We start from the raw sequence: 24,867 nt of genomic DNA on the forward strand, positions 1-24,867 counted from the left end.
CTTTTCCAATTCGGAAGGAGTGATGTGCTCACCGGATTGTTCAGCAGCCTTTTTCTCATTGTAAAGTTTGACCCAGCGCATCATGGTAGCATAAGGAATCTCTAACTCATAAGCCACTTCAGTCCCTTTTCTACCTTCTTCAGCAACCATTTTAGCTACGTATTCTTTATATTCGTTTGTATAGTACTTTCCCATGGATACACGTCCTTATTAATAATAGTTATAGTTATGCCCTATTATCATCTTTGTGTGTCCACTTTTTAGACTAACTTTATTTTCGCCTGGAATCTTCGAATTCGACACGTTAATCTTTGAATTTCTAACATTAATCTTCGAATTTACCTCAATAATCTTTCGAATTCGCCGATTATTCCGTCACTAGTAAAAATATGGAATAAAACCTCCTCTTCCCAACACCAAAAAACCTGCCGAGAACCACCCGGCAGGCCAAATTGAATTGCAACCCTATCAAATTAACTCCACACAATCAATAATTGGAATAAAACTTCTGCGCCACCTGGACCGTATGCGTACTTCCGCCGCGGTCTTCCACGCCTTCGAGCATCATCGCAAGTATAAATTCAGGATTCTTCTGGTCATAGGATACGAACCATCCGTTTTCTTTCCCTTTCGTACCCTGTTCTGATTTGATCTCGGCTGTACCGGTTTTACCCGCGATTTCCTTACCGGACACCTGAGCTTTACCTGCAATTCCCTCAGAAACAACCTTCCTAAGATCCGTGCGCATCAGCTTTGATTGTTCAGGAGTCAGCAAGTCCTTCTTCCAGACTCCTTGCTCCTCGTCCTTCAAAAGCACAGGCTTCATCATGGTACCATCGTTGATAATGCCGCCATAGGCACTGGCAAGGTGGACCACACTCATCAGCACTTCCCCCTGCCCGAAGGCCGAGTCAGCAAGTTGAATTTCTTTAGAAATTTTTCCATCATTCGAAATCTGTGATTCTTGAATTGGATAAGACATCGGGATTTCTTCCCCGAATCCGAAGTCCTTCAAGCCTTTGATAAATGCTTCTGCACCCATTTCAAGTCCGACACGTGCGAAGTAGATATTATCAGAATACTTCAATCCGCTTTCCAGGTCGACGACGCTGTCATTAGCAAATACGCGAACTACCTGATAACCGCCCCATGATTTGTCTTTTTGCCATCTCTTCCCTTTAATATCAAACGTTTTATTGGGATCGAGCTTGCCGGACTTCAAACCGACGGATGCGGTGATCGCCTTCATGGCAGATCCCGGTGAATACGTCTGATAGAAACGATTACGGAGCGGTTTGTCCGGATCATTATAAATCTTGTCATATTTGTCACCGGCCATCCCCAGTGCGAATTCATTCGGATCATAAGAGGGAACGCTCACAAGGGCCAATGCCTCTCCCGTTTTTGGATCGACAGCCGCTGCCGTTCCGACTTCGTCCTTCATCTGGTCATACAGTTTTTTCTGCATTTCGGCATCCAGTGTCAACGAGATATTTTCCCCGTCCTTCACTTCCTGTTCAGCCACCGGGGTTTCTTCTCCGTTCACTTTGGTGAGGTAGATTCGCTGGCCGCTTTGACCGCGGAGCTTATCTTCGTATACTTCCTCCGCCCCGCTTATACCGAGCAGGGATTGAGCCGTGTACCCTTTATCCTTTAAATTTTCCAGTTTCTCTGCATTGATTTTGCCGAGATATCCCGTAATATGTGCCGTCGCTTCACCATAAGGATACTGTCGGGCTTCCACGCGTTTTGAATAGAGTCCCGAAAGCTCGATGATATCCAGTGCAAGCGGCCGCTCGGATATCGGAAGCTTCTTGATCGGGACAAAGTATTCAGGCTTGACCCAGCTTTGATCTAATTCTTTCTGAATCGCTTCAGGCGACATCTCCAGGAGGGATGACAGTTTTTTCAGATCGCTTTCGTTAAATTCACCTGGGACGATACCGATTTGGAAAGCCTCACCGTTGATAGCCAGCGGATTTTCATTCCGGTCATAAATTTCACCGCGCTTAGCCGGGATACTTTCAATACCGACTTTATCCCCTTCTTCCATGTCAGGGAGGATGAATGACGGGTCCCAATCCACAAACCAGTTCTCTTCATCGTCTTTTTCCTGTTTTTTGAGGGTGACGGTTTCCTCATAGGAAACCTCGCCCGCGAGTGTATTCATAGAGATCGTGACAGGGAATTCTGCCTCTTTTTCCTTGTCCCACTCTTTTTCTTCTTTCGGCTTTTTAAACTTGACCTTCAGATCCTTCACGGCCAAGTCTCCATATATGTCATTGGTCCGTTTTACGACATCTTCCTTTTTATAGGTTTCTTTTGCAGAAGATGAAAGATAGGTATCATACATTTTCTCGAATTTCTTGTCATTCCAAAGATCGACGTACTCTTTCAATCGATCGTCAGGCTGGGCTTTCTCCTGACAGCCTGCAATCAACATTCCCGCCGCAGCAACCAGACTAAGCAAGAACAATTTTTTCAACATATGTAACGTGAACCCCCTCGGTTTTCTTACTTCTAATTATTTCAAATTCATGAATCAATTTCAATTTTAATGTATTCCGCGTTCCATGAAGTATGTCCTATACACACGATTCAGTTCCTTAGTCCTTCCATTTTCCACCTGAAATACCTCCCGTTCCTATTCCTTTTTTCAGTAAAACTGGTGCACACTAAGAAATTTTTGTTATAATAGAATGTCGTAAGAGTAATAAGGAAAAAGATCCTAAGATTATATCTTGCAAATATTAATCGACAGGTGGAATGAAATATGAGTCAAAAACCTTACAGAGTACTTCTGTACTACAACTATGTAACAATCGAGAATCCCGAAGAAGTGACTGCCAAGCATAAGGAATTATGCCAGGAGCTGGGACTGATGGGACGCATCCTGATTTCTTCTGAAGGAATCAACGGAACATGCTCAGGTACGATCGAGCAGACGGGTGCATATATGGAAGCGATGAAAAATCATCCATTATTCCATGACACAGTATTCAAAATCGACGAAGCGGATGAGCATGCGTTCAAGAAATTGAAGGTTAAGCATCGTCCGGAGCTTGTGACACTTCGTCTAGAAGATGACGTGGATCCACATGAAATCACTGGTAAATACCTTGAACCGAAGGATTTCTACGAGCAGATCCAACGCGAAGATACAATCGTTCTTGACGCCCGCAATGACTATGAGTATGATCTTGGTCACTTCCGCGGTGCGATCAGACCAGATATCCGCAATTTCCGCGACCTTCCTGAATGGGTCCGTGAAAATAAAGAATTATTGGGCGATAAAAAAATCATCACATACTGCACAGGCGGTATCCGCTGTGAAAAATTCTCCGGTTGGCTATTGAAAGAAGGCTTTGAGGATGTAGCGCAGCTGCACGGAGGAATTGTCACATACGGACAAGATCCTGAAGTGCAAGGTGACCTGTGGGACGGGCAGCTTTACGTATTTGATGAGCGTATCGCGGTGCCGGTCAACCGCAAAGAGCATGTCGTTGTCGGCAAAGACTACTTCGACGGCGAACCTTGTGAGCGCTATGTGAACTGTGCCCACCCGCCATGCAACAAGAAAATCCTTTGCTCAGAAGAAAACGAGCATAAATATATGAGAAGCTGCTCCGACGAGTGCCGCAGAAGCGAAGAAAACCGTTATATCATCGAACACGGTTTGACTGAGGAAGAAGTGGCAGAGCGTTTGGCAGTGATTGAGGCTGAAAAGCAGACTGTATAATAGAGTAAAAAGAGAACTGGCCCGGAGGCCAGTTCTCTTTTTATTTAAACATTGATAGATCGACTGCATCGGCCATTTTTTCATAACCGGCATCATTCGGGTGCAGATGATCTCCTGCATCATATTCAGGCAGATATCGCTCAGTATTCTTAGGATCCCTTACCGCCTTGTCAAAATCAATGACTCCATCGAATTCGCCGCTTTTCCTGATCCAGTCGTTGACCTCCTGACGTGTTTTTTCACCTTCAGGGGTGAACATCCCGGATCCCTTGTACGGCGTCAATGTCCCGCCGTAAATCTTCAATCCCCGGGCATGTGTCTTTTCGATAATTGCTTTCATTTTGTCAATGATATCACCTGCGCTGTATTCCGGGTGATGCCTGATGTCATTCAATCCCTGATGGAGGATGACCGACTTGATGCCGGTTTGGTCAAAGACGTCCCTTTCGATTCTTTCCGAAGTGCCTTCTCCTTTATCAGGAGTACTCTCTATCAATTGATTGGCGGAAATACCCGCATTCAATACAGATATCGGGTGATTCGACGCTTTCATGCGTTTAGCAAGATAATCAGGCCAGCGGCGGTTTGTATCGGGAGTGGAATGGTTTCCGTTTGCAATTGAACTCCCCAAGACGACTGTGGCCCCTTTTACCGACTTATCTGCCTTCACATCGACAGCTTCGAGCCAGAACCATGACTCTTCCTTCTTCGTGTGAACCGGCAAGCCTGTACTCGCCGTCTCGTTTCCTTTTACAATATAGTTCGTTTGCATGGCATGCGGGTGCCAGTCTGCAGGACCTGATGCCCCCCTTACATACAAGCTGACGGCCAGAGGTTTATCACTGTTCACTTTGAAGGAAATGGGATCACTGACCTTTTTTTCTCGGGGAGGAATTTCAGCCTCCTTCTTACCGCCGAAAGTCACAGCTTGATCCGATTCCTTCCTGATTTGATCGCCGTTCTCGGACTCTGCAATACGCACTCGATCAATTTTCAACGGTTCTGTTGAAAACCTGTTCGATAGGCGCAGTCTTATTTTCCCTCCATCGAGATGCGGTTGTATTATCATCCGGATGGTCTCGTTTTCTAATCCCTTTTGGGAAATCCCATCGTCGTGAGGAGCCTGCATACTTGCCGTCCACGCCCCTGTCCATTTTCCTTCTGTTGAAAGATTGTTTTGGACTTGACCAAATCCCCTTGATATTCCCCAAACGATTGCGACCATCATCAGCACGATAATAAACAATACGATAGATAAGCGATTCATATCCTTAACACTGCCTTTACATCAAACATTCAGTGTTATTTTGACACACATATTTTTTGGTTCCTAGAGACTTTTATACCTTTTGGCCTTTTAGCTTGATTTACCCATGATCCTGGTGAGTTTTTCATAATATGCCCCTATAAATAAAAAAATAACCAGATTCCCAAAATGGAATCTGGTTATTTTCAGATTAGCCTTTTTTATTTCCCTTGCCTTGATTTCCAGGGACATCAGGGCCGTCCTGGCTCATGAAGAACCATTTGCCTTTTGATTTCACCCATCCGTTTCGATCTTTTTCATCCGGGCGCAGCCATTTCGCATTTGAATTAGCTCCACCGAACTTAAGGGTTCCATCTTCGTTCAAGTGATACTTCTTGCCGTTCCACTCGATTTTGCCTGTCTGCATTTCACCATTTTCATTGTAGAAGTACCAGTTACCGTCTGCGTAGACCCATCCTGTTAAGACAGGTTCTTCATCCGGCTGTACCTCTTGAACGATTCTTCCTTCTACTTCAGGTGATACAGGGCTATTCTGATCAAGATAATCCGTAAACACTTCGAAGTCGACAAGGAACAGGTCCGTTTGACGTCCTTCTTCTTTCGCCTGTTTGAACATATCATACCCGTCTCCGCCGTTCGCAGTGAATGCGTTGGTCGCTACGCGGTATGTTTGTGCAGGATCGATTTCCTGGAAGCCGTCAGCTGTTTTGACTTCAACAGACCATACTCTTTCGCCGGCCGGTTTGTTTACGTCATATTTGAAGTAGATTCCGGATACCTGCAGGAATTCTCCAGGTGCGTCTTCACCTTCAACACGTGAAACGCTGTGCTCAAGTGCGTCAAGGATCTCCTGGCCTGTCAGGTCAAGAGTGACAAGCTGATTGCCGAATGGCATTGTTGTCAGCACTTCACCTAGAGTGATTTCACCAGCATCGATCGAAGCGCGGATTCCGCCGCCGTTTGTAACGCCGATATAGGTTTCGACGAATTCATTTGCTTTGGCAACCATTCCGTCTGCAATCAGGTTCCCAAGATTTGTTTCTTTACGGCGTACATCTTGACGTTCCCCATCAAGTGCAACCTCCGTGGAACCTACAACTTCACTTTTCAATTCTTCTAGAGGCGCCTTATACTCTTGAACTTTCGCAAGAGCTTCTGCATCTTCTTCGTAATTTTCAAGATCAAGCACTTCACCTGATTGACCTGTTACGACACCACCAGAGTTGAAAGTAACATCCAATAAGCCAAGCAGATTCAGGTACTCACCCGCCTGAACGATGACCGTCGGCTCTTCTTTTTCAATCACAACAGGCTCTTCAAGAACTGTGTGAGAATGTCCGCCGACAATGATATCAAGACCATCCACAGCTTCCGCAAGCTCTAAATCATTCGAGTAGCCTAAGTGTGAAAGGGCAATGATTTTGTTGACGCCTTCTTCTTTCAGCATGTTGATGGTTGCCGTGGAACTTTCGACTGCATCTTCAAATACGACATTTTCCCCTGGATTAGAGATGAACGCTGTATCTGGAGTCGTCAATCCAAAGATCCCCACTTTTTCTCCATCTACTTCTTTGATCATCGCAGGATAGATGTTTCCACCTTCTCCAGGTTTTCCGATTTCATTCTTCACCAATGGTTCTAGGTCAGCGTCCCCAGTTACGGTAACGTTTGACGATACCATTGGGAAGTTCATCTCTTTGATAAAATTTGCAAGTGTTTCTGAATCTTTATCGAATTCATGGTTACCCAACGTCATGGCATCAAAGCCAAGTTCATTCATGAACCAAAGATCCGCAAGACCTTTATATTGACGGAAGTACAATGTACCAGAGAATACATCGCCTGCATCAAGTAAAAGCGAATTCTCTTTTTCGGCACGGATTTCGTTCACCGCAGTGAATAATTTAGGATACCCTTCAACATGTGCATGTGAATCATTTGTATGCATAATGGAAAGGTCAAAGTCTTCGTTTGTTTCTTCTTCAGCAAAATCAAGCTGTGCAACGAGTGCATCGTGATCGCTCGCGCGGCCGTGCTCTTCCATGTAAGGAGAGTTGAAGTTTACGATGTCGAATTCAGCGTCTGCTGCTAAACGGTTTGATACAAGCATATGATCAAGGACTTGTGCATTACCTTGGTACGTGTACGTGTATCGTTCGTTTTCAGGCAGAGTTTCAACCAGATTCGTTAAAACATCACCTTTAAGCTTTTGAAGCGGATTGGAGAATTCAAAGTCATTTAAATCACCAAGTACGACAACATTTGCGTCTTCATTTTTCGCGTGGATGTCAGAAACGAAAGAGTTGATGACTTCCGCAATCTGCATACGCTGTGATTCGCTTCCAAGAACAGGAGGCTGATTTTTACCGAATAACGGCTCGTCCCCGCCTTTGGAGTTAAAGTGGTTCGCAATGACGATCACTTCTTCACCGTTGAAATCGAACTCTGCAGCCAATGATTTGCGGCTGTCTTCGAATGCCGGGTTCGTAGGATCGATCCGGCCCGGATTAACCGTTAATGAACCGTCTTCATAAGAGACTGCAGTTGTAGCATCTCCTTTAGGAGCGTCTGCAAGGGTTACGCGGTCAGGATTGTAAAGGTATCCGACACGGATATTCCCTCCAGGAACCCCTCCGTCCTGCTTATCCTGTGGTGCGATTTCAGTCCACTTGTAAGTAGGACCTCCAAAGCCTGCAACGGCATCGCTCAATGCTTTGTAGTTGGCATCTGCTTTTACAGTACCATCGTCCGTCGTGCCGCTTTCGTCAAGCACTTCGACAAGACCGATGATGTCTGGTGAGTTAAGGTTTTTAACCATTGATTTTGCAAGCTTGTCACGTTTTTCCGTATCAGCGGCTGCAAAGTTTTCGATATTGTATGAAGCGATGGATAGTTCATCGTTATCTTTTTCAATCGTTGTCACTTCCGGCGTGAATTCTCTTTCATTCAATCCAGGGAGTTCATCTTCGTTCACAAGGATTTTGAAGTTGCTGTAGCCGTAGCTGACAACCCCATTCACAGTCCCGTTGAATTGATCTCCCGTTTTCGCAACAAAATCGCGGTCATCCAACAGAAGGAACATTCTTTCAGGATTCTGATTTTCTTTAGTTAAAAGCGGAGCGCCTTCTTTTGTGTAGGCTTTCCCTTCAACCTGCTCAGTGATGACCGGAAGTTCACCGTATTTTTGAGGGCCCGTGATCATTGGGTTCTCAAGAGCAACACGCATACCTTCCAGGCTTTCGTAAAAATCGATGCCATCCTGCTGAGGATCGAATTCACCGAACTGATCATTGTCAATCACTTCAGTCGGAGGTGTAACATCTTCACCGATTACAAGAGCCTCGGGAAGTTCATTGCCGCTTGAATCGACAATGACATTTCCGTATTGAGCATTCAGTTCCGTCATCGCAAGATCTGTCTCTAACTTTTCGCCATAACCGTCAAGTACCCATTCTTTTACCTGACCGTCTACTTTAACATGGTCGCCAACTTGCACACCGTGAGAAGGCTTGTACACAAGCAGTGCTTCGGATGTCTTCGGATTTTCATCCGGGTTAGGGTCCTGCATATAGAAATTGCTTGCATCCTCTACGTGTGTGACGATCCCTTCGACTTCTTTCACTTTCTCAGAAGCATACGGGGATGAGTGGCTTTCACCCTGGATGTCATGGATGCTTAAGCCCTCTATTCCTTCATAAGGGACTGGTTCATCGGGCTGTTCGCCTTCAAACGACATCGCAGTCGGTGACTTCAGGCCTGGTACCGTGAAGTAAGTTTCAAGTGAACCGGTCACGATGACCTTTTTACCCAGGTTTTCAGGGTTAGTCTTTAGTCCAAATTTCGTACGCAATGCGCTCGGCAATTGGACAGGCAGAACCTTTGCAGGATCCCTTTCATCTAAGCTATCCGCAATGGCAAAGTTAGTATCACCTGCGAAATTCCCTTCAAAATTGTAGCTTCCGTTTCCTGTCGTGTGGCCTACAATATAACCGCTGACCGTTCCGGTTCCGCTGTTATTCTCAATCGCTTCCTGCACCGTTAAATAATCGCTGGCAGAAGCAGGTGAGGCGATTGGGAGAATATACCCTGCAAGCAGGGCAAAAATCGTTGTCAAAATGAACAACTGTTTTTTCATGATTTTCAAAGCACGTTCCTCCTCTTTTTGTTTCCCAGTAAATTTGGTCCAACCTAAAATGCAAACGCTTACATAAGATGTCACTTCTCTCCGCAAAAACCGGTCCTTTTCCCCAAAAGGATGATTCACGGATATTTACTTTATCCTATGAAAACACCTCCACGAATTATTTCCATTAACCGCTTAGTATGTAGAATTTTGACTAAGCTTCCTTTTTAATATAGCATCTTTTCGTCGAATTTTAAGATATTTTCAATTATTTTACAAAATCAGAACTTTTGGCTTACAAATGTAACATTAAGCATGAATATATACCTATTTTAACTCTAATCAGGCGAAGTCATGACAATCAAATACCTAGTTTCTAATCATAGCTCCCCTTTTAACTCTCCTCTCGCTAATGGGATCATTAAAAAGTAGTCATATTTTCACACTCAAATGGTATTTATTAGATATACACCAAGAAAGGGGTTTTGCGGATGAAGTGTACGAATTGCGAGCATGTGAATGATGGAGGGAATTTTTGTGAAAATTGCGGGACGAGACTGGTGAGAGCCGACGCTTCCCATGATACGGGTCCAGGCTATTCAACGCCGGCAGCTGCCCAGGCCGTTCCGCCGCCGCAGCCGAATGTCCATGTTGAAAATGTTAAACAGGCCTCGAGTATGTACTTCCAGTATTTTATGAAAGTCCTTAAAAAGCCAGTCTCAGAAACGGCGAAGGCAAGAGCCGACCAGCTTGTGAACGGGCTGATTTCGATTGGGCTGTTTTCTGTCATTATTCCATTGATTATTTATCTCAGCTTGGATTACAAAGGGGATGGCGCGTTCTACTCCGTTTTAGTAAAGCCCGCCTTCTTTTACGCATTATTCATGATACTGATTGCGTCTTATTCCTATATTTCCATAAAACTGGGGAGAGTCGGGGTCACTTACACCGACGTGCTTGCGCGGTTCGGTTCCATGCTGATCCCTTTCGTAGGTATCTTCATGCTTGCCTTTGTCTTTTCTTTGCTGGATATGTTCCTTTACCCTCTTCTCCTCGGGCTTGGTTTCATGGGAGCGGTTTTTATCATTCCGCCTTTGGTCATTTCAAGCTTTAAAAAAGATGAGCCCGGCGGACTGGACACCTTATACGGAACATTACTGACGTATATCGCCATATTCCTGACGTTCATTGCCATGGCGGCGATGATCATTTCCACTCTTATCAACATGGTTGAAGACAAGGTTGACTCTTTCTTCTCGCCATTCTAATGAGCAGCAGCCCCTTGTTTTTTTAACAAAAGGGGCTTTTTTGAGATTAATGTATAGAGGTGAGGATGATGAATTTCTGTAAACAATGCGGGCAGGCACTCTCCGAAGGAAAGTCGTTTTGCATTCAATGCGGGGAGGCGGTTTCTCCGAGTGCAGTCGACAAGAATGTTTGCAAGGAATGCGGGAGCCTGCTCAAAGGGGACGATTGTACAACATGTGTCTTAAACGGTTCTGATAAAGTCGAAAGCAAGTTTTGCAAAGAGTGCGGTGAGGCACTGAAGGGCGATGAAGAATGTCAACATTGTTCTCCATCATCTAACAGGTACTGTAAAAACTGCGGTACAGAGGTTTCTCAATTTGAATCATATTGCGTTGATTGCAGGACCCAGCCAGTCAGCCAGCCGGCGGCCCCATCATTTGCACCAATCAGGAATAAAAAGAAACCCCGGCCGCTCATGATTTCCCTGATTATTTTTGCAATCCTCCTTGCAGGCGGTGCTACATACGGATACTTCTATGTAAAAGATGCCTCCCTTCCGTCCCACACAACCGAAATCTTAATTGAGGCGCTGGAAAAGAAGGATGCCCCGGCCTTGCAGGAACTGTTGTCAGAGACCTCTGATATCCCGCTGACCAGAGATGCACTGCAGGATTTTTTGGAACAGCTTCATTCTGATCCAGAGATTTATGATGAACTGCTTGAGAACATCAAAATGCAGGAGAAAACCATTGTATCAGCTGCTCCAAATGACCCTTTTTTAATTCAGTTAAAAAAATCCCCAGAAAAAAAGTGGCTGTTCATCGATCAATATACAGCCGCATTGATTCCTGTGTCGTTCACACTGGATACGGACCCGGATGCAAAAGTGTTCCTGAATGATAAGGAAGTTCCAGCTTCGAGTAAGGAATCGCGGGTAATCGAAAACGTGATGCCGGGAGAGTTTACGTTCAAAGCAATTAAAGATGGAGAATGGGGAGAACTCGAAACATCGATGTCTCTTTTTATATGGAAGGATTCCGATGTGCCCATCCCGCTGTTATTTGATGAGCAGTATATTACCGTAACGTCCGAATTTGAAGGAGCGGAAGTTTACTTAGACGGGGAACCGTACGGCACGATCAAAGATTCTTCCGTGCAGATCGGACCCGTGTCCGAAAGGGATTCTGTTGTTGTCAGCGGAAAATATAGTTACCCGTGGGAAGATGTTTACAGTGAGGAAGTGACGGCCTCGACCTCTGAAACGATCGAATTGGAGTTTCCGATTACCGGCAGCCAGGTCCTCATGGATGATTTGACAAGCGACATCATCAACTACAATACATCCTACATTGAATCGATTACCCGTATAGACTCCTCTGTTTTAAGAAACGTAAAGGGAAACCAGCTTGAAGACAATATGAAAACAGTCAAGAATCTGGAAAAAAGAAGCATCACTTACGGCGGCTATTTAAAAGATATGATTTTTGACGAACAGTCCTTAAACGTCAAAGAAGAAAATGGAGCTTATAAAGCAAGCATCGATGTCGAAGAACTATACGCAAGCAGCTGGAACGATCCAGCTGACCCCGATGCGGCCGAGACTATACCGAAAACATACCATTACACCTACTACTGTGAATATGATGAGGATGCGGGGGGATGGGTTGTGTATGATTCGGAGGAGCATTAGAGGGATGAATTAACGTATTGAAGGACAGTCCATTAACAAGTTAAAGGACTGTCCTTCTTTATAAATTCCTTACTTACTGCTTCGTCTTATTCGCAATCTCTATCGCCCGGTTCGTCCCTTCCACTGCCTGATCCAGCGCTTCCTGCGGATCGGTTCCCTGATAGAGGTTCTCCAGGGCCGTCACGACTTGCTGGCGTGATTCAGGGAAGACGGAGATCAATGCCCCCTGTGTCGCGACAGACGGTTTTGTCTGCTGCAGCTGGTCGACGGTCACTTTGAACTGCGGGTACTTTTCCCACTCCTGCTTCACGATGTCTTCATCATATGCGGCAGGGTTGATGGCGAAATAGCCTGTGCCGATATGCCATTTCGCCTGGCTTTCCGGTGTTTGCAGGTACTTCATGAACTCCCATGCGGCTTCCTGCTTTTCTTCTGAAATTCCTTTTGACATCCATAGGGACGCTCCGCCAATGGCGACTCCCTGACGCTCCACTTCTTCAGGATATGGAATGAACGCGACGCCCACATCGAACGGGGAGCTGTTGATTGCGTTCGCTACACCTGCGGAAGAATCGAGGTACATGGCGACTTTACCGGTTTGAAAAGCGGCCCGGATGTCATCCCAGTTTGTTCCGTAGTTGCCGAATGTGCCTGCTTTGTTCATATCATCGAGGAACTTGAAGACGCGCATGCCTTCTTCCCCGTTAAAGACTGCTTTTGTCGCATCCCCTTCGCGCCCATTTTCTTCATTTACATATAACCCGCCTTGAGTTGCCACAAGCTGTTCAAAGAACCAGCCGTATGTGAGCATGGAGAATCCGTAGCGCTCATCTTTCTTTGTCAGCTTTTCAGCAGCCGCCTTTACTTCTTCAAAAGTTTGCGGCGGATCTTCAGGGTCGAGACCCGCTTCCTTGAATGCGTCTTTATTGTAGATCATCACCGGCGTCGAGGAGTTGAACGGCATCGAATACAGCTTTCCATCCACGGTATAGTAGTTCAGGATATTCTTCTCAAGCTGCGAGACGTCGTAGTTATCCTTATCGATGAACGTCTGCATCGGTTCGATGAACCCGCTTTCAATCATGTACTTCGTCCCCACTTCAAAGACCTGGGTGATCGCCGGGGCATTTTCTGTTCCGCCGACACTCCGCAGCTTTGTCAGGGACTCTTCGTACGTTCCCTGGAATTCAGCATTGACCTTATACTTATCCTGTGAATTGTTAAAATCTGCGACGATTCCATCAAGCACTTCCTGGCCGGCACCTGACATGGCATGCCAGAAGTTGATTTCCACTGGTCCAGAACTTTTTCCATCATCTGAACCGTTGTCTTTCGGCTTTTGACTCTCGCTGTTCGAACAGGCCGTCGTGACAAGCATCGCAGCCAGTACACTAAAAATAAACAGCATCTTCAGCTTCTTTTTCATTTTCGGTAACACCCCTTTTTGTTATTTATGCTTAAACATGCCCGCGCTCGCTTCAGAGCAGCATGCATGTGAAACACCTTTACTTCAGCGCTCCCTGCGTGAGTCCTTTTTGCAGCTGCTTCTGCCCGAGGAATAGGAGCAGCAGGGTCGGGATGATGACGATGATCACGCCTGCCATCACGACTCCCCATTCGGTCGCCATCTCCTGCGTCTGCAGCTGCTTTAAACCGATTTGAACCGTTCGGACCGAGTCATTGGTTGTTACGAGGAGCGGCCATAGATACATATTCCAGGTCGTCAGGAATCCGTAGGCCCCGAGGGTCACAAGGCTGGTTTTGGAAACTGGCAGGATCACTCTCCAGAAGAAAGCAAATCTGCTCAATCCTGCTACCTGAGCTGCTTCATGAAGTTCCTTGGGAATCGTTTTAAAATGCTGCCTCAGCAGGAACGTCCCGAATGCCAATGCGAAGAACGGCAGCGACAGTCCCTGATACGTATTAATCCAGTCTAATTTTTGAATCGTAAAGAAGTTCGGGATCATCGTCGCTTCCCACGGGATCATCATTGTCGATATGAATAAGAAGAAAATGAAATCCCTCCCCTTGAACGGGATGAAAACAAAGGCATAGGCAGCCATGCTGCAGACGACGAGCTGCCCGAGCATGACACCGAATGACACGACAAAACTATTGATCAGGTAATTCATGAGCGGCAGCCGCTCGAACACCTTGAAATAGTTTTCAAGAGTAAAAGACTGCGGCAGGAATTTCCCCTGGAGGATTTCCGAACCCGTCATGAAGCTGATCATGAACGCATACAGCACCGGGAAAAACACAAGGAACGCAGACACCGCAAGCAGGACATAAAGCAATAGTTTCTTCGGCTTACTCATTGATAATGCACCTTCTTTTCCCCGAGCTTGAATTGCAGAATCGTCACGATCAAAATGCAGATGAACAGGAAGACTGCCTGCGCGCTCGCCGTCCCGAATTGATAGTTGATGAAGGCCTCGCGGTAGATCGAATAGACAATGAGATTGGTAGACTGCGAAGGGCCTCCCTTGGTCAGGATGTCGATCTGGCCGAATGTCTGGAACGCGTTGATCAGCGAAATCGTGATGATGAAAAAGAGCGTCGGCGACAGCATCGGGATCGTGATCCTCCTCAGCTGATACCAATACCCCGCCCCGTCGATCCGGGCACTTTCATAGAGATACTCATCGATGTTCTGAAGACCGCCGAGCAGGATCAAAAAGGCGAAGCCTGTGTTCAGCCAGATCGTCGAAATGGACACGGATATCAGTGCCCATTCGGGATCCAGCAGCCACTGCACCTGCGGAAGATGCAGGAGATGCAGCAGCCTGTTGAACATCCCGACGCTTGGATGGAACAGAAACAGCCAGACAACGGATGAAGCTGCGACCGAAATCCCCATGGAAGATGAAAACATCGTCCGAAAAAAACCGATACCCTTCAATTTTTCATTGGCAATGAGGGCAAGAAAAAGAGCCAATATGATTCCAATCGGGACGGTATAAAGCACAAACAGGACGGTCGCCTTGATGCTGTTCAGGAACTCGGGTGACTCGAGAAGATAAGCATAGTTTTCAAGTCCGACAAACAAGGCGGCATTCCCCTGCTGATCGGTCAGGAAAAAACTGAGATAAAGCGTCCGGAACATCGGATAAAAAATGAACACGGCAAACAATAGAATGGAAGGAAAGAGATAAAGCATAGCTGTCCTGACATTAAGCGACCTTTTCCACAGGCTTGGCGGTGCTGCATTCAGGCCGGCCTTCATTTGAGCACCTCCTGATCAAACATATAGTTTTCGATATCCGTCGGGGTTTTCACGATCTGCTGTGTTTCACTGTCAAAGAAGCAGAGAGATTCGTAGTTGATGACAACAGGGATCACGTCCCCCACATTGATCCGCCACTGGCCGGTCCATTTGGCCATCCATTCTTTTTCACCAAGCATGAAGGAAAAGATCGTTTCGTTCCCTAGCACCTCGACGTTGATGACTTCAACATGAATTTTGTCTGCTTCTTCGGTTTCTTTTGTGGCGGCTTTCAGATGTTCAGGGCGGAGGCCCACAATGATGCGGCCTGATTCCATATATTTTTCATCATCTTTTGGAATGGCGATTTTGCCGTCGCTCCCAAAATGGAGATTCGACGTTTCCGCGTTATACTCGGCTTCAGCGATATTCATCGGAGGAGAACCGATGAAGGTTGCCACGAAAGGATTGGCGGGGTTATTGTAGATGTCGATCGGCTTCCCGATCTGCTGGATCTTCCCGTCATGCAGAATCATGATGCGGTCCCCCATCGTCATCGCTTCGACCTGGTCATGGGTGACGTAAATCATGGTAATCCCGAGTTTTCTTTGAATCTGCCTGATTTCTGATCTCATATGCGCCCTTAGTTTGGCATCGAGATTGGAGAGCGGCTCATCCATCAGGCAAATCGGGGCCTGGTTGACGATGGCTCGGGCGAGTGCCACCCGCTGCCTCTGCCCGCCGGAAAGCTCGCGGGGTTTCCTTTTCAGATAGTCAGAAAGACCAAGCATCTTCGCCGTCTCTTCACAACGCGCCTTCCTCTCCGCCTTCGGGACCTTCTTCACGTGCAAGCCGAAAACGATATTCTCCTCAACGGACAAGTGTGGGTAAAGGGCATAATTTTGGAAAACCATTGAAATATTCCGCTTGCTCGGCGGCAAATTATTCACCTCCCCGTCCCCGATCTTCAGGACACCTGCCGTAATATCCTCAAGCCCGGCAATCATCCTCAGCATCGTACTCTTCCCGCAGCCGGACGGCCCGACCAGCACAAAGAATTCGCCTGGCTCGATTGTGACATTGATATTCGAGATGACTTCATTCTTCTTGTCGTAGGATTTTGATACGTCAATGAGTTCAACTTTTTTCACATCTTCTTCCCCTTTCTTAAACAAACGGTGTTGGTATATTAGCGCTTTCATTTTGTGGGTTGCTTTCTTTTGTGTGTTGCTTTTTGGGTGTACTTGGTACAAGCCGGGGCTTGGGTGCCTGGTACATTTTATTGGTTTGGTACCAGGTATACATTGAGTCTACTCTACCTGGTACAATTTATTAATTTTGTACCAGGTACAATCAGTCAGTCCTGTACCTGGTACATAATGTCGCCTGTGTACCTGGTACACTTCAAACAGTCCGTACATAAAAAAAATCACAAACATAACCTAGGTGCGCCTAAGCTCATGATGTGATTCTCCGGGTCTCTACACAAATGTATGAACTTGTCAGGTGTATATGGAAGTAAAATTCCAGCGTGAGAAAAGTATATGAGGGAAGAAGGAGTTGTATGAATAAACTTTCTACCGAAACGGGTGATTTCAACTAGAATGTACTGTGCAAGCTGTTACAAAGGGATGACTAAACGATTACACCTTTCTTAACGAGTATGGAACTAGTAAACTATCGATATATAATGAAAAAGGAATGAATGCTAATATGAACTTTCTGGAAAAAGTAGAGCCTCATCTCTTAAACGAAGATCCCATTGTAAGAAAAAGTGCTGCACGGATTTTGGAGAATACGACTTTACCAACCGAGGAAACTCTCTTTACAGTGTTGAAAGCCATTGACCGCGAGGGGGATATTGAACCTTCAGATTCCCTCCTTCCCCGTGTATCCTTTCTCCCTATGTCGGAAAAGGGCTTTGATGAAATTTTGAATCGGGTGGAAGCTCTTCCCGATAACGATACTCGGCTGGTATTCTACATGCGTTTTATCAGAAAGGCAGAGTCTGAGCTGCTGGTAAAATATAAAGAACGGATCACCAGGTTTTTCGGAGAGGAAGAATTGGCGGAGATCGTCAAAATGCCCGGCCGGAGCAAGGACGAGCTCATGCTGGAATTCGATGAAGTCGTAGAAGCACTTGAGAAGGATTGGCATAATCAGACTTATTATGACTATGGAAAGCGCATAATAAAAGAACTCGTCATCAAAGGCGGTCTGGACGTGGAGGATATTGATAAAGGAATCACGGATACCATGAGTGAAGACGGGTTCCTGACATATCGAGGCATCCTTCTCCTCTACATGGCTGGTGAGATGAAGATGGATACCTTTATCCCTCGGATGGTTGATTTCTTCCGGAATGAAGAGGAAGGCGATGTGGCTCTGAATGAAGTTGCAGAGGTTCTGATTAGCATAGGAACCGCTGAAGTCGTCAGGGAAATAGAAAAGGTCGCATTGATTGACAGTACGTATTTCTTTTCTATTAAGGTTCTAGAATCGATTAAAACACAAGAAGCGGAGAGGGCATTGCTCAGACTTTTCGCAAAGTCGACTGACCTCTCTCAAAAGACGATCCTTGCTGAAGCATTGTCACAGCATTTATCGGTTGAGTGCATTCCTCTGGTAGAGAAACTGGTCGAGGAAGGGTACGATGAAACGATGCTGACGCTTGAGGACTCCCTTTACACCCATTGCATTATCAATAAGATAGAGCATCCTAAGCTGGAGATGTGGAAAAATCATATTGAGGCTGAGAACGACCGCCAGCGAAGTCTGGGTCCGCTCCCTCCTCTCAAACAGCCTGCCGCAAAAGATGTAAAAGCAGGGCGCAATGATCCATGTCCATGTGGGAGCGGGAAGAAATATAAGAAGTGCTGTTTAAACTAAATGAAGAGGGACGGGCCTTTAGCTAACTAAAGGTCCGTCCCTAACTGCTTTAAAGCGTGAAATTATTCCATCCACTCCGGCTTCTCAAAGCCTTTAAACTCTTCATCGATCACATTTTCAAATTCGTCAGCTTCCACGACTGCTTTGATATCCTTTGCCAGCTGTGAATCAACGTCTTTCGTGTTCATAACGACGCGGTTGCGGTATTGGTCAGGCATGTTTTCTAACTGCAACGCATCAAGCAGGTCCATTTTGGCAGCCAGTGCGTAGTTCCCCGGCACGGCTGATAGGTCTACGCTTTCAACTGCTCTTGGAAGCTGAGCCGCTTCGATCGGTTTGAATTGCAGGTTCTTAACGTTTTTATCGATGTCTTTTTCAGATACTGTAAGTGGGTCTGTACCTTCTTTCAATGTGATCAGCTCAGCATCCACGAGGATTTGGAATGCGCGGGCTGCGTTTGTCGGATCGTTCGGGATGGCGATGGCGCTGCCTTCCTTGATGTCTTCGAGCGAATCAAATTTCTCTGAATAGATTCCCATCGGTGCGGTCGGCACCACGATGACTTCTGAAAGCTCCATACCGTGCTGCTCTGCGAATGTTTCCATATAGATTTTGTGCTGGAACAGGTTGGCGTCAAGATCTCCCTGCGCGAGTGCGTTGTTCGGCTGGATGTAGTCGCTGAATTCTTTCACTTCAACGGTGTATCCTTTTTCCTCAAGACCCGGTTTGATGGCTTTTGTCACCATATCGCTGTAAGGACCGGATGTCGCCCCGATCGTGATTTCTTTTTTATCCTCTGAGCTTGCTTCTTCTCCTCCGCATGCCGCCAGCAGGCTGACAGTCAATGCTGCTGCTAATAGTAAAAACCATTTTTTCATCTGAAATCTTCCCCCTGAATGTTTTGATTATCGTTTATCTACTACTCTTGCAAAAATGTCGCCCGTATATTGGATGAGCTGCACCAGGCAGATCAGCACGACGACCGTGGTAATCATGACCGTATTATCGTAGCGGTAATAGCCGAAACGGATAGCAAGGTCACCAATACCGCCTCCGCCTACAATCCCGGCCATGGCGGAATAGGCGACCAGGCTGATGGTTGTGATCGTGACGGCCTGGATGACGGCCGGCTTCGCTTCCGGCAGCAGTACATCCTTGATAATCATCCATGGACTTGCCCCCACCGACACCGATGCTTCGATGACTCCCTTATCAATCTCGCGAAGGGCCGTCTCTACCATTCTTGCGAAGAACGGAATCCCGGCCACAGAGAGTGATACGGAGGCCGCTGTCGGCCCGATCGTCGTTCCCGTCAATAGTTTAGTAAGCGGTAATAGTGCAACCAATAAAATGATGAATGGTATCGAACGGACCATGTTGACGACGAAGCCGACGATCTTTTTCACGAAACCGTTCTGCAGGAACAATCCTTTGTCTGTCACAAAAAGCAGGATACCGAGCGGAAGGCCGATCAGGATCGCGATGGCCAGTGAAATACCGACCATATAGATGGTTTCGAGGAATGCTTTATTCAATTCTGGTAAAATCGCAGTCAATGAATCAGGCAGCACGGTCGAGCACCTCCAGACTTTGTGTTTTGGCCGTTATGTAGCGGATGGCGGCCTGTATTTCGGATTCTTCACCGATCAGCTCGATGATGAAAATCCCGAGCGGCGTTTCCTGTATATATTCGATTTTTCCGTGAAGGATATTGCCTCGTACCTTGTATTTTTGAAACACATCTGAAACCACACTTTCCTCTGCGATCGAACCCTTGAACTGAATTTTGATCAGCTTGCCGGTCCGGCTCTTCAGAAGGTGAGGCGGCAGTTCGAACTGGAGAATATTTTCGATAAACTGCTTCGTCAGCGGCTGTCTCGGGTTGGCGAACAAGTCGTACACGGGGCCTTCCTCCACGATTCTCCCGTCCAGCATGACGGCCATCCGGTCGCAGATTTCCTTTACGACTTCCATTTCGTGAGTGATAAGAACAATCGTGAGTCCTAGCTGTTTATTAATGTCTTTTAACAGTTTGAGTATTGACTTAGTCGTGCTCGGGTCAAGTGCCGACGTCGCTTCGTCACACAAGAGGACGGATGGGTTGTTTGCAAGTGCCCTGGCGATTCCGACGCGCTGTTTCTGGCCGCCGCTCAGCTGTGCGGGATAGGCTTGAGCTTTGTCGCTGAGTCCGACCATCTCTAGCAATTCGGTCACCCTTGGTTCAATTTTTGACTTTGGCACTCTGGCTGCTTTCAAGGCGAAAGCGAGATTTTCATACACCGTTTTCGCTTTGATGAGGTGGAAATGCTGAAAGATCATGCTGATTTTCTGACGTGCGAGGCGGAGTTCCCTTGAATTCAGCTTTGTCAGGTCCTGGCCGTCGATGATGATTTCCCCGGATGTTGGTTTTTCCAGCAAGTTCAGACACCGGATCAGAGAGCTTTTCCCCGCCCCGCTGTAGCCGACGATGCCGAAGATTTCCCCTTTTTCAATGGTGACGGAGACATTATCCACACCGAGGACCGTCTGCTTTTTGGTTTTGTATTCTTTCACTAGATTGTTGATTCTGATCATCATTCACACCCCTTTTCCTTTTCATTGATGTCTGAGCAAATAAAAAAATGCTTCTTTCAATTACTGAAAGAAGCATCGCGCTTATGTCATCGACTTATCTTTCAGAATGAAATCCATCCTGCAGGAATTAGCACCGTTCCATAAATGGAGGTTGCCGGACGTCACAGGGCCTGATCCCTCGGTCGCTCTTGATAATTTGAAAGTATTAAATTGTTTGAGTTTTTAATCTTATAGGTGATATTATATGGTTTGTTTTGGAAAGTCAATAAGGGATTTTGGGTTAGTTTTGGTGTAAGCGATTTCTTTGTTGTATTAGCAGGAAAATCTTAGTTTTGAAAAATTAACTTTTATTACCGCTTTTGATTTCCGTGGAAGACTTCGCTTCCCGCGGGCGGCCGGTAAGCCTCCTCGTCGCTGCGCTCCTGCGGGGTCTTACCTGTCTCGCTTTTCCCGCAGGAGTCTTCGTCTTCCACTCCAATCAACGCTAGAATGAACCAAATACCACTGTATAGTCACTCATTCCCCCTCCCCCCTTGATTAACGATTATATTTTTAAACAAACGTTTGATTAACATCTCAAACCCTTGATGGTACAGGCTTTTGAAGGTTTAAACAAACGTTTAATTAAAATGTAGATAACCTTGTGCGCAACTGAATACAAAGACCTAATCACGCATGATTATAAAGTTTCATTTTGTAGTAAAATAGATGTTTTAATCTAGCAGAATAAGGGAATATATGTTAAATTAGTTGAGGCTTTTTGCTTGTTTACTAGTAAACTATTAACTATGGGGGCTGAAGGATTGATGAAAATGATACGACTGAATGCAATGTTGATTGCAGTACTTATGCTTTTGCTTGCAGGCTGCGGAACTTCGGAGAAATCTTCCGGGGATGCCAATGCTGAAAACAAAGATAACGAAAAGGTTTCAATGGAAAATACCGACGGGGATGAAAGCGCTGAAGATGCAGGCGAAGATGAAAGTGAAGGCGAAGTGTTTGAAGCATCCACTGAAAAAGAGGAAGATCAAGATGCCCAGCCTTCTGAAAACATCCTGGATGAGAAGAAGGTATTTAAATACGATGACAATTCTGTCATTATCACGCTGGATAAAGCTGAATTCACGACCGAATTTGAATCTTCCAATGCAGACCCTGAAGACTCGATGTCTAACAGGAAAATCATCAGTGATTCTGAAATCTTCTTACATATGACGGGAACCATTTCGAATGACACAACTGATTCAGTCAGCTTTGATGGACCGTTGTCCCCGATAAACTTTTATTTGACTTATGACGGCAAGCACGAATTTGACATGTACGGTGCTGCCGAAATGGATGAAGGCAATACATTTAAAACACTGTCCAACGTCGACGCTTTAACGGAAAGCAAGGTCCATTTTTACGCCCAGGTGCCAAAACCAGTATCCCAAACGGATAAACCTTTAGTACTCCAAGTGAAGATGGATGAGGAAACATTTGAGGTGCCGCTGCGTTAGGCTCCTATCCATGAAGAAACTCACCTGAAGAACAAATCAGGTGAGTTTTTTTATTATAAGACTTCATAGTCTGTTACATTACGTTCTACCACGCGTGCGCCATCTACGCTTACCAGTGCGCCACCTGAGCTTCCGAATACGCCGGTTGCGATAAGGTTGTCCATTGCTGCTTTCACCTGGACGGTATCGATCGGGTCGATTGGATCGTTGACGCTGATTTTCGCTATTTTGCCGGTTTCTGTCTTGAATTCAAGTTCAAGTACTTTTGCCATGTTAAAATCCCCTCCTTTCTATAAAAATTCCACCCCCATTATGCGTTGATATCGAAGTTTTGGATCTTTTCTACGTTGAATAAGTTTTTCTCGGAGAGTCCTGCAAGTGATTGAGCCGCGCTGTGCATCTCATCTGCAGTGGCCGAGCCTTTGATGTAGCTGTATGATTTGTACTTGTACTTCGGGTTGCCTTTCTCATCCATCCCGTCGTTATATGCAAATCTCAGCTTCGTTCCTTTCAAATCCGCTGTTGCCATTGTGCCTCACCTCCTTTCACCTTTTATATAGGGATTGGGGGAGGAAATGGACACCTAAGAAAAAATATTCTTTAAAGAAATACTAAAAGGAGGATCTAACTTAAGGTGATGCTGGGCCGTTTTCCACTAATCAACCTTGGGACTCCAACTTCCTGACAAATAAAAAAACCTCTTAGAACCGCATATAAAAATACGGTTCTAAGAGGTTTTTATCAAGCCATTCCGCTATTCACGATCACTCTTCACTTCTTCCGGATACCCGGCCTTCGTCGCCCGCTTGAACTCTTTCGCCCAAAGTACTTCCTGCGTATCCGTCAGTCCATTGTTCTTCTCTGTATTAATCCCTTTGTAGGGAAGCTTCTTCGCATGTCGTTCTGCCATGCTGAATCTCTCCTTTCAAAGATATTAATGTCTCTCTACAAATCCTTTACCCGGCAGAAACTCACCTAAACATAGGAAGAGGGACGGGCCATTAACTTGCTAAAGGCCCCTCCCTCTTCACGTTAATTCAGTAAAGCTTCCCTTGTCTGTATAAAATCGTCGACAATTTCGTAACTGAGTGGATATAGCAGTTCTGGCGCAGCGGGAACGGATCCCCGAAGAACTGCGGCAGAACCGTATCGAGCGTTGTCTGCATTTTTTCAAATAACAGTTTGAATACCTCGTCTTCCGAGTAGAACTGGGTTTCCCTGCCCTGCAGCCATTCGAAATAGGAAACGATGACACCGCCGGCATTGGCGAGAATATCCGGTACGATGATGATTCCTTTATCACTGAGGAACTCATCCGCTTCCGTTGTGACCGGGGCATTCGCTCCTTCTACGATGATGCCTGCCTTCACTTTTTCGACATTATCCTTATGGATCTGGTCCTCCAATGCAGCAAGGATCAAGACATCCACATCAAGGTACAGAACGTCCTCCCTGTCGGAAATATCTGCTTTCACATCAATCTCCTTCAGCTGATCATCAGTTACCGGGAGATCTCCTTTATTCCTCATCGTGAATTCGACCAGTGCCGGTATGTCCAGCCCGTCTGCATTATAAAGCGTGACGTTTCGGTCACTCACAGCCACCACTTTGTTCTGAAGATGAGTGGATTGGTAGGCCTCGAGAGCCGCGACCGATCCGACGTTCCCAAACCCCTGGACCGAGATGGTCAGCGGCTTGTTTTCATAGTTCAAAGCGGTTTTGGCAAACACATTATCCGTTTTCGTCAGCAGATTCTTCTGATTTTTAATAAAGTCATGCATCATATAGCGGAGCGTAAAATAAACGCCCTTTCCTGTGGCTTCGCGGCGGCCCAGTGATCCTCCGTTGATCACGCTTTTCCCGGTAAAGCTTCCCCTGTAGGGATAGCCCGGGTGAATGCTCTTGTACTCTGCCATCATCCAGTCCATCTCCCGCTCGCCTGAGCCCATATCCGGTGCCGGGATATCCTTATCCGGACCGATGACGTCACTGAAATACTGAACATATTTTTTTGCAATGAGATTAAGTTCTTTATCGGTGTATTCGCGCGGATTGATGATAATTCCGCCTTTCCCGCCGCCGAATGGGACATCGTGAAGAGAATTCTTAAGAGTCATAAGCGAAGCAAGGTTCACAACTTCATCTTCATTGACCATCTCGTGAAAACGAATCCCGCCCTTATAGGGTCCGAGGGCGTTATTATGCTGAACCCGGAAAGCTGGAATCCTGTCGACCCGCCCATTTTCAAGCGGGACCCGCAGGAACGACTTATGTATATGATTCGGAGTCGACAGAATGGCTGTCAGAGATGTAAAAGACTGTTTCCTAGCTTCCCCCTGCAATTCCGGCAGAAAATGTTCGTCTTCCAATAAAGCATCCAATGATTTTTGAACGATGTCACGCGTTTGACTAATCATGTTTCCCCTCCTGTGAAAATAGTAGTATTTGGTATTAATTATAAAGTTCCCCATTAAATTATGCTTAAAACGGTAAATTCATTATTATTACAGAAGCACTCACTTTGTATTTTATCTTTTTTCAGTGAAAAAATTGCAACCTTGACAATCCCTACTAATATACTATAATTAAATTCATTAAATTCCGATTAGATTAATATGAATTATAGGGAAAGG

General features: G+C 45.9%; 20 protein-coding genes and 1 riboswitch. Of the genes, 5 read left to right on the forward strand and 15 right to left on the reverse strand.

Annotation, left to right across the window (positions count from 1 at the left end; translation table 11 throughout):
* Positions 1 to 195 (reverse strand): transposase (locus AS034_RS15190; RefSeq protein WP_141687735.1); only part of this gene is annotated, 195 nt, incomplete at its 3' end.
* Positions 196 to 487: 292 nt separating this feature from the next.
* A complete protein-coding gene (locus tag AS034_RS15195; RefSeq protein WP_058299165.1) occupies positions 488 to 2,488 on the reverse strand; it encodes a penicillin-binding transpeptidase domain-containing protein in 2,001 nt (666 codons plus the stop codon).
* Positions 2,489 to 2,773: 285 nt separating this feature from the next.
* On the opposite strand from AS034_RS15195, the gene trhO reads away from it, so the two are divergent.
* Positions 2,774 to 3,739, forward strand: coding sequence for an oxygen-dependent tRNA uridine(34) hydroxylase TrhO (gene trhO / locus AS034_RS15200; protein ID WP_058299166.1), 966 nt, complete (start codon positions 2,774 to 2,776; stop codon positions 3,737 to 3,739).
* Positions 3,740 to 3,779: 40 nt separating this feature from the next.
* Here trhO and AS034_RS15205 read toward each other — a convergent pair whose 3' ends face one another.
* Together AS034_RS15205 and AS034_RS22405 are read right to left on the reverse strand one after the other, a co-directional pair.
* The gene (locus tag AS034_RS15205; protein WP_058299167.1) at positions 3,780 to 5,006 is read right to left on the reverse strand and encodes an SGNH/GDSL hydrolase family protein; all 1,227 of its coding nucleotides are present in this window, start codon (positions 5,004 to 5,006) and stop codon (positions 3,780 to 3,782) included.
* 190 nt (positions 5,007 to 5,196) lie between these two features.
* Positions 5,197 to 9,141: a 5'-nucleotidase C-terminal domain-containing protein gene (locus tag AS034_RS22405; protein ID WP_244888186.1), complete on the reverse strand. Its 3,945-nt coding sequence runs from the start codon at positions 9,139 to 9,141 to the stop codon at positions 5,197 to 5,199.
* A gap of 479 nt (positions 9,142 to 9,620) precedes the next feature.
* Here AS034_RS22405 and AS034_RS15215 point away from each other — a divergent pair, with 479 nt between their 5' ends.
* Together AS034_RS15215 and AS034_RS15220 are read left to right on the forward strand one after the other, a co-directional pair.
* Positions 9,621 to 10,397, forward strand: a complete 777-nt coding sequence (locus tag AS034_RS15215) for a zinc ribbon domain-containing protein (protein ID WP_058299168.1) — start codon at positions 9,621 to 9,623, stop codon at positions 10,395 to 10,397.
* A 68-nt stretch (positions 10,398 to 10,465) separates the two neighbouring features.
* On the forward strand, positions 10,466 to 12,067 hold the full coding sequence (locus tag AS034_RS15220) for a zinc ribbon domain-containing protein (protein WP_058299169.1): 1,602 nt from the start codon (positions 10,466 to 10,468) through the stop codon (positions 12,065 to 12,067).
* A gap of 73 nt (positions 12,068 to 12,140) precedes the next feature.
* Here the strand turns inward: AS034_RS15220 and AS034_RS15225 are convergent, their stop codons facing one another.
* From AS034_RS15225 to AS034_RS15240, 4 genes are all read right to left on the reverse strand, one after another.
* Complete coding sequence (locus AS034_RS15225) at positions 12,141 to 13,493, reverse strand: ABC transporter substrate-binding protein (RefSeq protein WP_058299170.1); 1,353 nt, start codon at positions 13,491 to 13,493, stop codon at positions 12,141 to 12,143.
* A gap of 79 nt (positions 13,494 to 13,572) precedes the next feature.
* Complete coding sequence (locus tag AS034_RS15230) at positions 13,573 to 14,385, reverse strand: carbohydrate ABC transporter permease (RefSeq protein ID WP_058299171.1); 813 nt, start codon at positions 14,383 to 14,385, stop codon at positions 13,573 to 13,575.
* A complete protein-coding gene (locus AS034_RS15235) occupies positions 14,382 to 15,293 on the reverse strand; it encodes a carbohydrate ABC transporter permease (RefSeq protein WP_058299172.1) in 912 nt (303 codons plus the stop codon). Before AS034_RS15235 ends, AS034_RS15230 begins: the two co-directional genes overlap by 4 nt.
* Positions 15,290 to 16,423 carry an ABC transporter ATP-binding protein gene (locus AS034_RS15240; protein ID WP_082641735.1) on the reverse strand — a complete coding sequence of 378 codons (1,134 nt, stop codon included), beginning with the start codon at positions 16,421 to 16,423 and terminating at the stop codon, positions 15,290 to 15,292. The genes AS034_RS15235 and AS034_RS15240 overlap by 4 nt, the downstream gene beginning before the upstream one ends.
* A gap of 562 nt (positions 16,424 to 16,985) precedes the next feature.
* Here AS034_RS15240 and AS034_RS23340 point away from each other — a divergent pair.
* Positions 16,986 to 18,161 (forward strand): YecA/YgfB family protein, encoded by a 1,176-nt coding sequence (locus tag AS034_RS23340; protein ID WP_058299174.1) that lies wholly within the window; start codon positions 16,986 to 16,988, stop codon positions 18,159 to 18,161.
* Positions 18,162 to 18,223: 62 nt separating this feature from the next.
* Here AS034_RS23340 and AS034_RS15250 read toward each other — a convergent pair whose 3' ends face one another.
* Genes AS034_RS15250 through AS034_RS15260 form a run of 3 tightly spaced genes read right to left on the reverse strand, consistent with a single transcriptional unit; the run spans position 18,224 to position 20,735 of the window.
* A complete protein-coding gene (locus tag AS034_RS15250; RefSeq protein WP_058299175.1) occupies positions 18,224 to 19,039 on the reverse strand; it encodes a MetQ/NlpA family ABC transporter substrate-binding protein in 816 nt (271 codons plus the stop codon).
* A gap of 27 nt (positions 19,040 to 19,066) precedes the next feature.
* Complete coding sequence (locus tag AS034_RS15255; protein ID WP_058299176.1) at positions 19,067 to 19,732, reverse strand: methionine ABC transporter permease; 666 nt, start codon at positions 19,730 to 19,732, stop codon at positions 19,067 to 19,069.
* Positions 19,722 to 20,735 carry a methionine ABC transporter ATP-binding protein gene (locus tag AS034_RS15260; RefSeq protein ID WP_058299177.1) on the reverse strand — a complete coding sequence of 338 codons (1,014 nt, stop codon included), beginning with the start codon at positions 20,733 to 20,735 and terminating at the stop codon, positions 19,722 to 19,724. Before AS034_RS15260 ends, AS034_RS15255 begins: the two co-directional genes overlap by 11 nt.
* Positions 20,736 to 20,826: 91 nt before the next feature.
* Positions 20,827 to 20,933: riboswitch (SAM riboswitch) on the reverse strand.
* 605 nt (positions 20,934 to 21,538) lie between these two features.
* On the opposite strand from AS034_RS15260, the gene AS034_RS15265 reads away from it, so the two are divergent.
* Entirely contained in the window at positions 21,539 to 22,234 is a 696-nt protein-coding gene (locus AS034_RS15265) for a hypothetical protein (protein ID WP_058299178.1), read from the forward strand.
* Positions 22,235 to 22,287: 53 nt separating this feature from the next.
* Here the strand turns inward: AS034_RS15265 and AS034_RS15270 are convergent, their stop codons facing one another.
* The 4 genes from AS034_RS15270 to AS034_RS15280 all read right to left on the reverse strand — a co-directional run bounded on the left by AS034_RS15270 (position 22,288) and on the right by AS034_RS15280 (position 24,651).
* The gene (locus AS034_RS15270) at positions 22,288 to 22,506 is read right to left on the reverse strand and encodes a DUF2922 domain-containing protein (protein ID WP_058299179.1); all 219 of its coding nucleotides are present in this window, start codon (positions 22,504 to 22,506) and stop codon (positions 22,288 to 22,290) included.
* Positions 22,507 to 22,544: 38 nt separating this feature from the next.
* Positions 22,545 to 22,763, reverse strand: coding sequence for a DUF1659 domain-containing protein (locus tag AS034_RS15275; protein WP_032086773.1), 219 nt, complete (start codon positions 22,761 to 22,763; stop codon positions 22,545 to 22,547).
* A 225-nt stretch (positions 22,764 to 22,988) separates the two neighbouring features.
* Positions 22,989 to 23,144 carry a YfhE family protein gene (locus AS034_RS22775; RefSeq protein ID WP_141687736.1) on the reverse strand — a complete coding sequence of 52 codons (156 nt, stop codon included), beginning with the start codon at positions 23,142 to 23,144 and terminating at the stop codon, positions 22,989 to 22,991.
* 127 nt (positions 23,145 to 23,271) lie between these two features.
* Positions 23,272 to 24,651, reverse strand: coding sequence for a Glu/Leu/Phe/Val family dehydrogenase (locus AS034_RS15280; RefSeq protein ID WP_058299180.1), 1,380 nt, complete (start codon positions 24,649 to 24,651; stop codon positions 23,272 to 23,274).
* Positions 24,652 to 24,867 lie beyond the last annotated feature (216 nt).

It is taken from the genome of [Bacillus] enclensis (assembly GCF_001456935.1).
Taxonomy (GTDB): Bacteria; Bacillota; Bacilli; order Bacillales; family Bacillaceae_B; genus Rossellomorea; species Rossellomorea enclensis.

Coding starts and splice junctions, on each gene's coding strand:
- AS034_RS15195 (WP_058299165.1), bottom strand. CDS start 2,488: ATGTTGAAAAAATTGTTCTTGCTTAGTCTGGTTGCTGCGGCGGGAATG.
- AS034_RS22775 (WP_141687736.1), bottom strand. CDS start 23,144: ATGGCAGAACGACATGCGAAGAAGCTTCCCTACAAAGGGATTAATACA.
- AS034_RS15225 (WP_058299170.1), bottom strand. CDS start 13,493: ATGAAAAAGAAGCTGAAGATGCTGTTTATTTTTAGTGTACTGGCTGCG.
- AS034_RS15220 (WP_058299169.1), top strand. CDS start 10,466: ATGAATTTCTGTAAACAATGCGGGCAGGCACTCTCCGAAGGAAAGTCG.
- AS034_RS15230 (WP_058299171.1), bottom strand. CDS start 14,385: ATGAGTAAGCCGAAGAAACTATTGCTTTATGTCCTGCTTGCGGTGTCT.
- AS034_RS15275 (WP_032086773.1), bottom strand. CDS start 22,763: ATGGCAACAGCGGATTTGAAAGGAACGAAGCTGAGATTTGCATATAAC.
- AS034_RS15205 (WP_058299167.1), bottom strand. CDS start 5,006: ATGAATCGCTTATCTATCGTATTGTTTATTATCGTGCTGATGATGGTC.
- AS034_RS15280 (WP_058299180.1), bottom strand. CDS start 24,651: ATGATTAGTCAAACGCGTGACATCGTTCAAAAATCATTGGATGCTTTA.
- AS034_RS22405 (WP_244888186.1), bottom strand. CDS start 9,141: ATGAAAAAACAGTTGTTCATTTTGACAACGATTTTTGCCCTGCTTGCA.
- AS034_RS15260 (WP_058299177.1), bottom strand. CDS start 20,735: ATGATCAGAATCAACAATCTAGTGAAAGAATACAAAACCAAAAAGCAG.
- AS034_RS23340 (WP_058299174.1), top strand. CDS start 16,986: ATGAACTTTCTGGAAAAAGTAGAGCCTCATCTCTTAAACGAAGATCCC.
- trhO (WP_058299166.1), top strand. CDS start 2,774: ATGAGTCAAAAACCTTACAGAGTACTTCTGTACTACAACTATGTAACA.
- AS034_RS15235 (WP_058299172.1), bottom strand. CDS start 15,293: ATGAAGGCCGGCCTGAATGCAGCACCGCCAAGCCTGTGGAAAAGGTCG.
- AS034_RS15250 (WP_058299175.1), bottom strand. CDS start 19,039: ATGAAAAAATGGTTTTTACTATTAGCAGCAGCATTGACTGTCAGCCTG.
- AS034_RS15215 (WP_058299168.1), top strand. CDS start 9,621: ATGAAGTGTACGAATTGCGAGCATGTGAATGATGGAGGGAATTTTTGT.
- AS034_RS15270 (WP_058299179.1), bottom strand. CDS start 22,506: ATGGCAAAAGTACTTGAACTTGAATTCAAGACAGAAACCGGCAAAATA.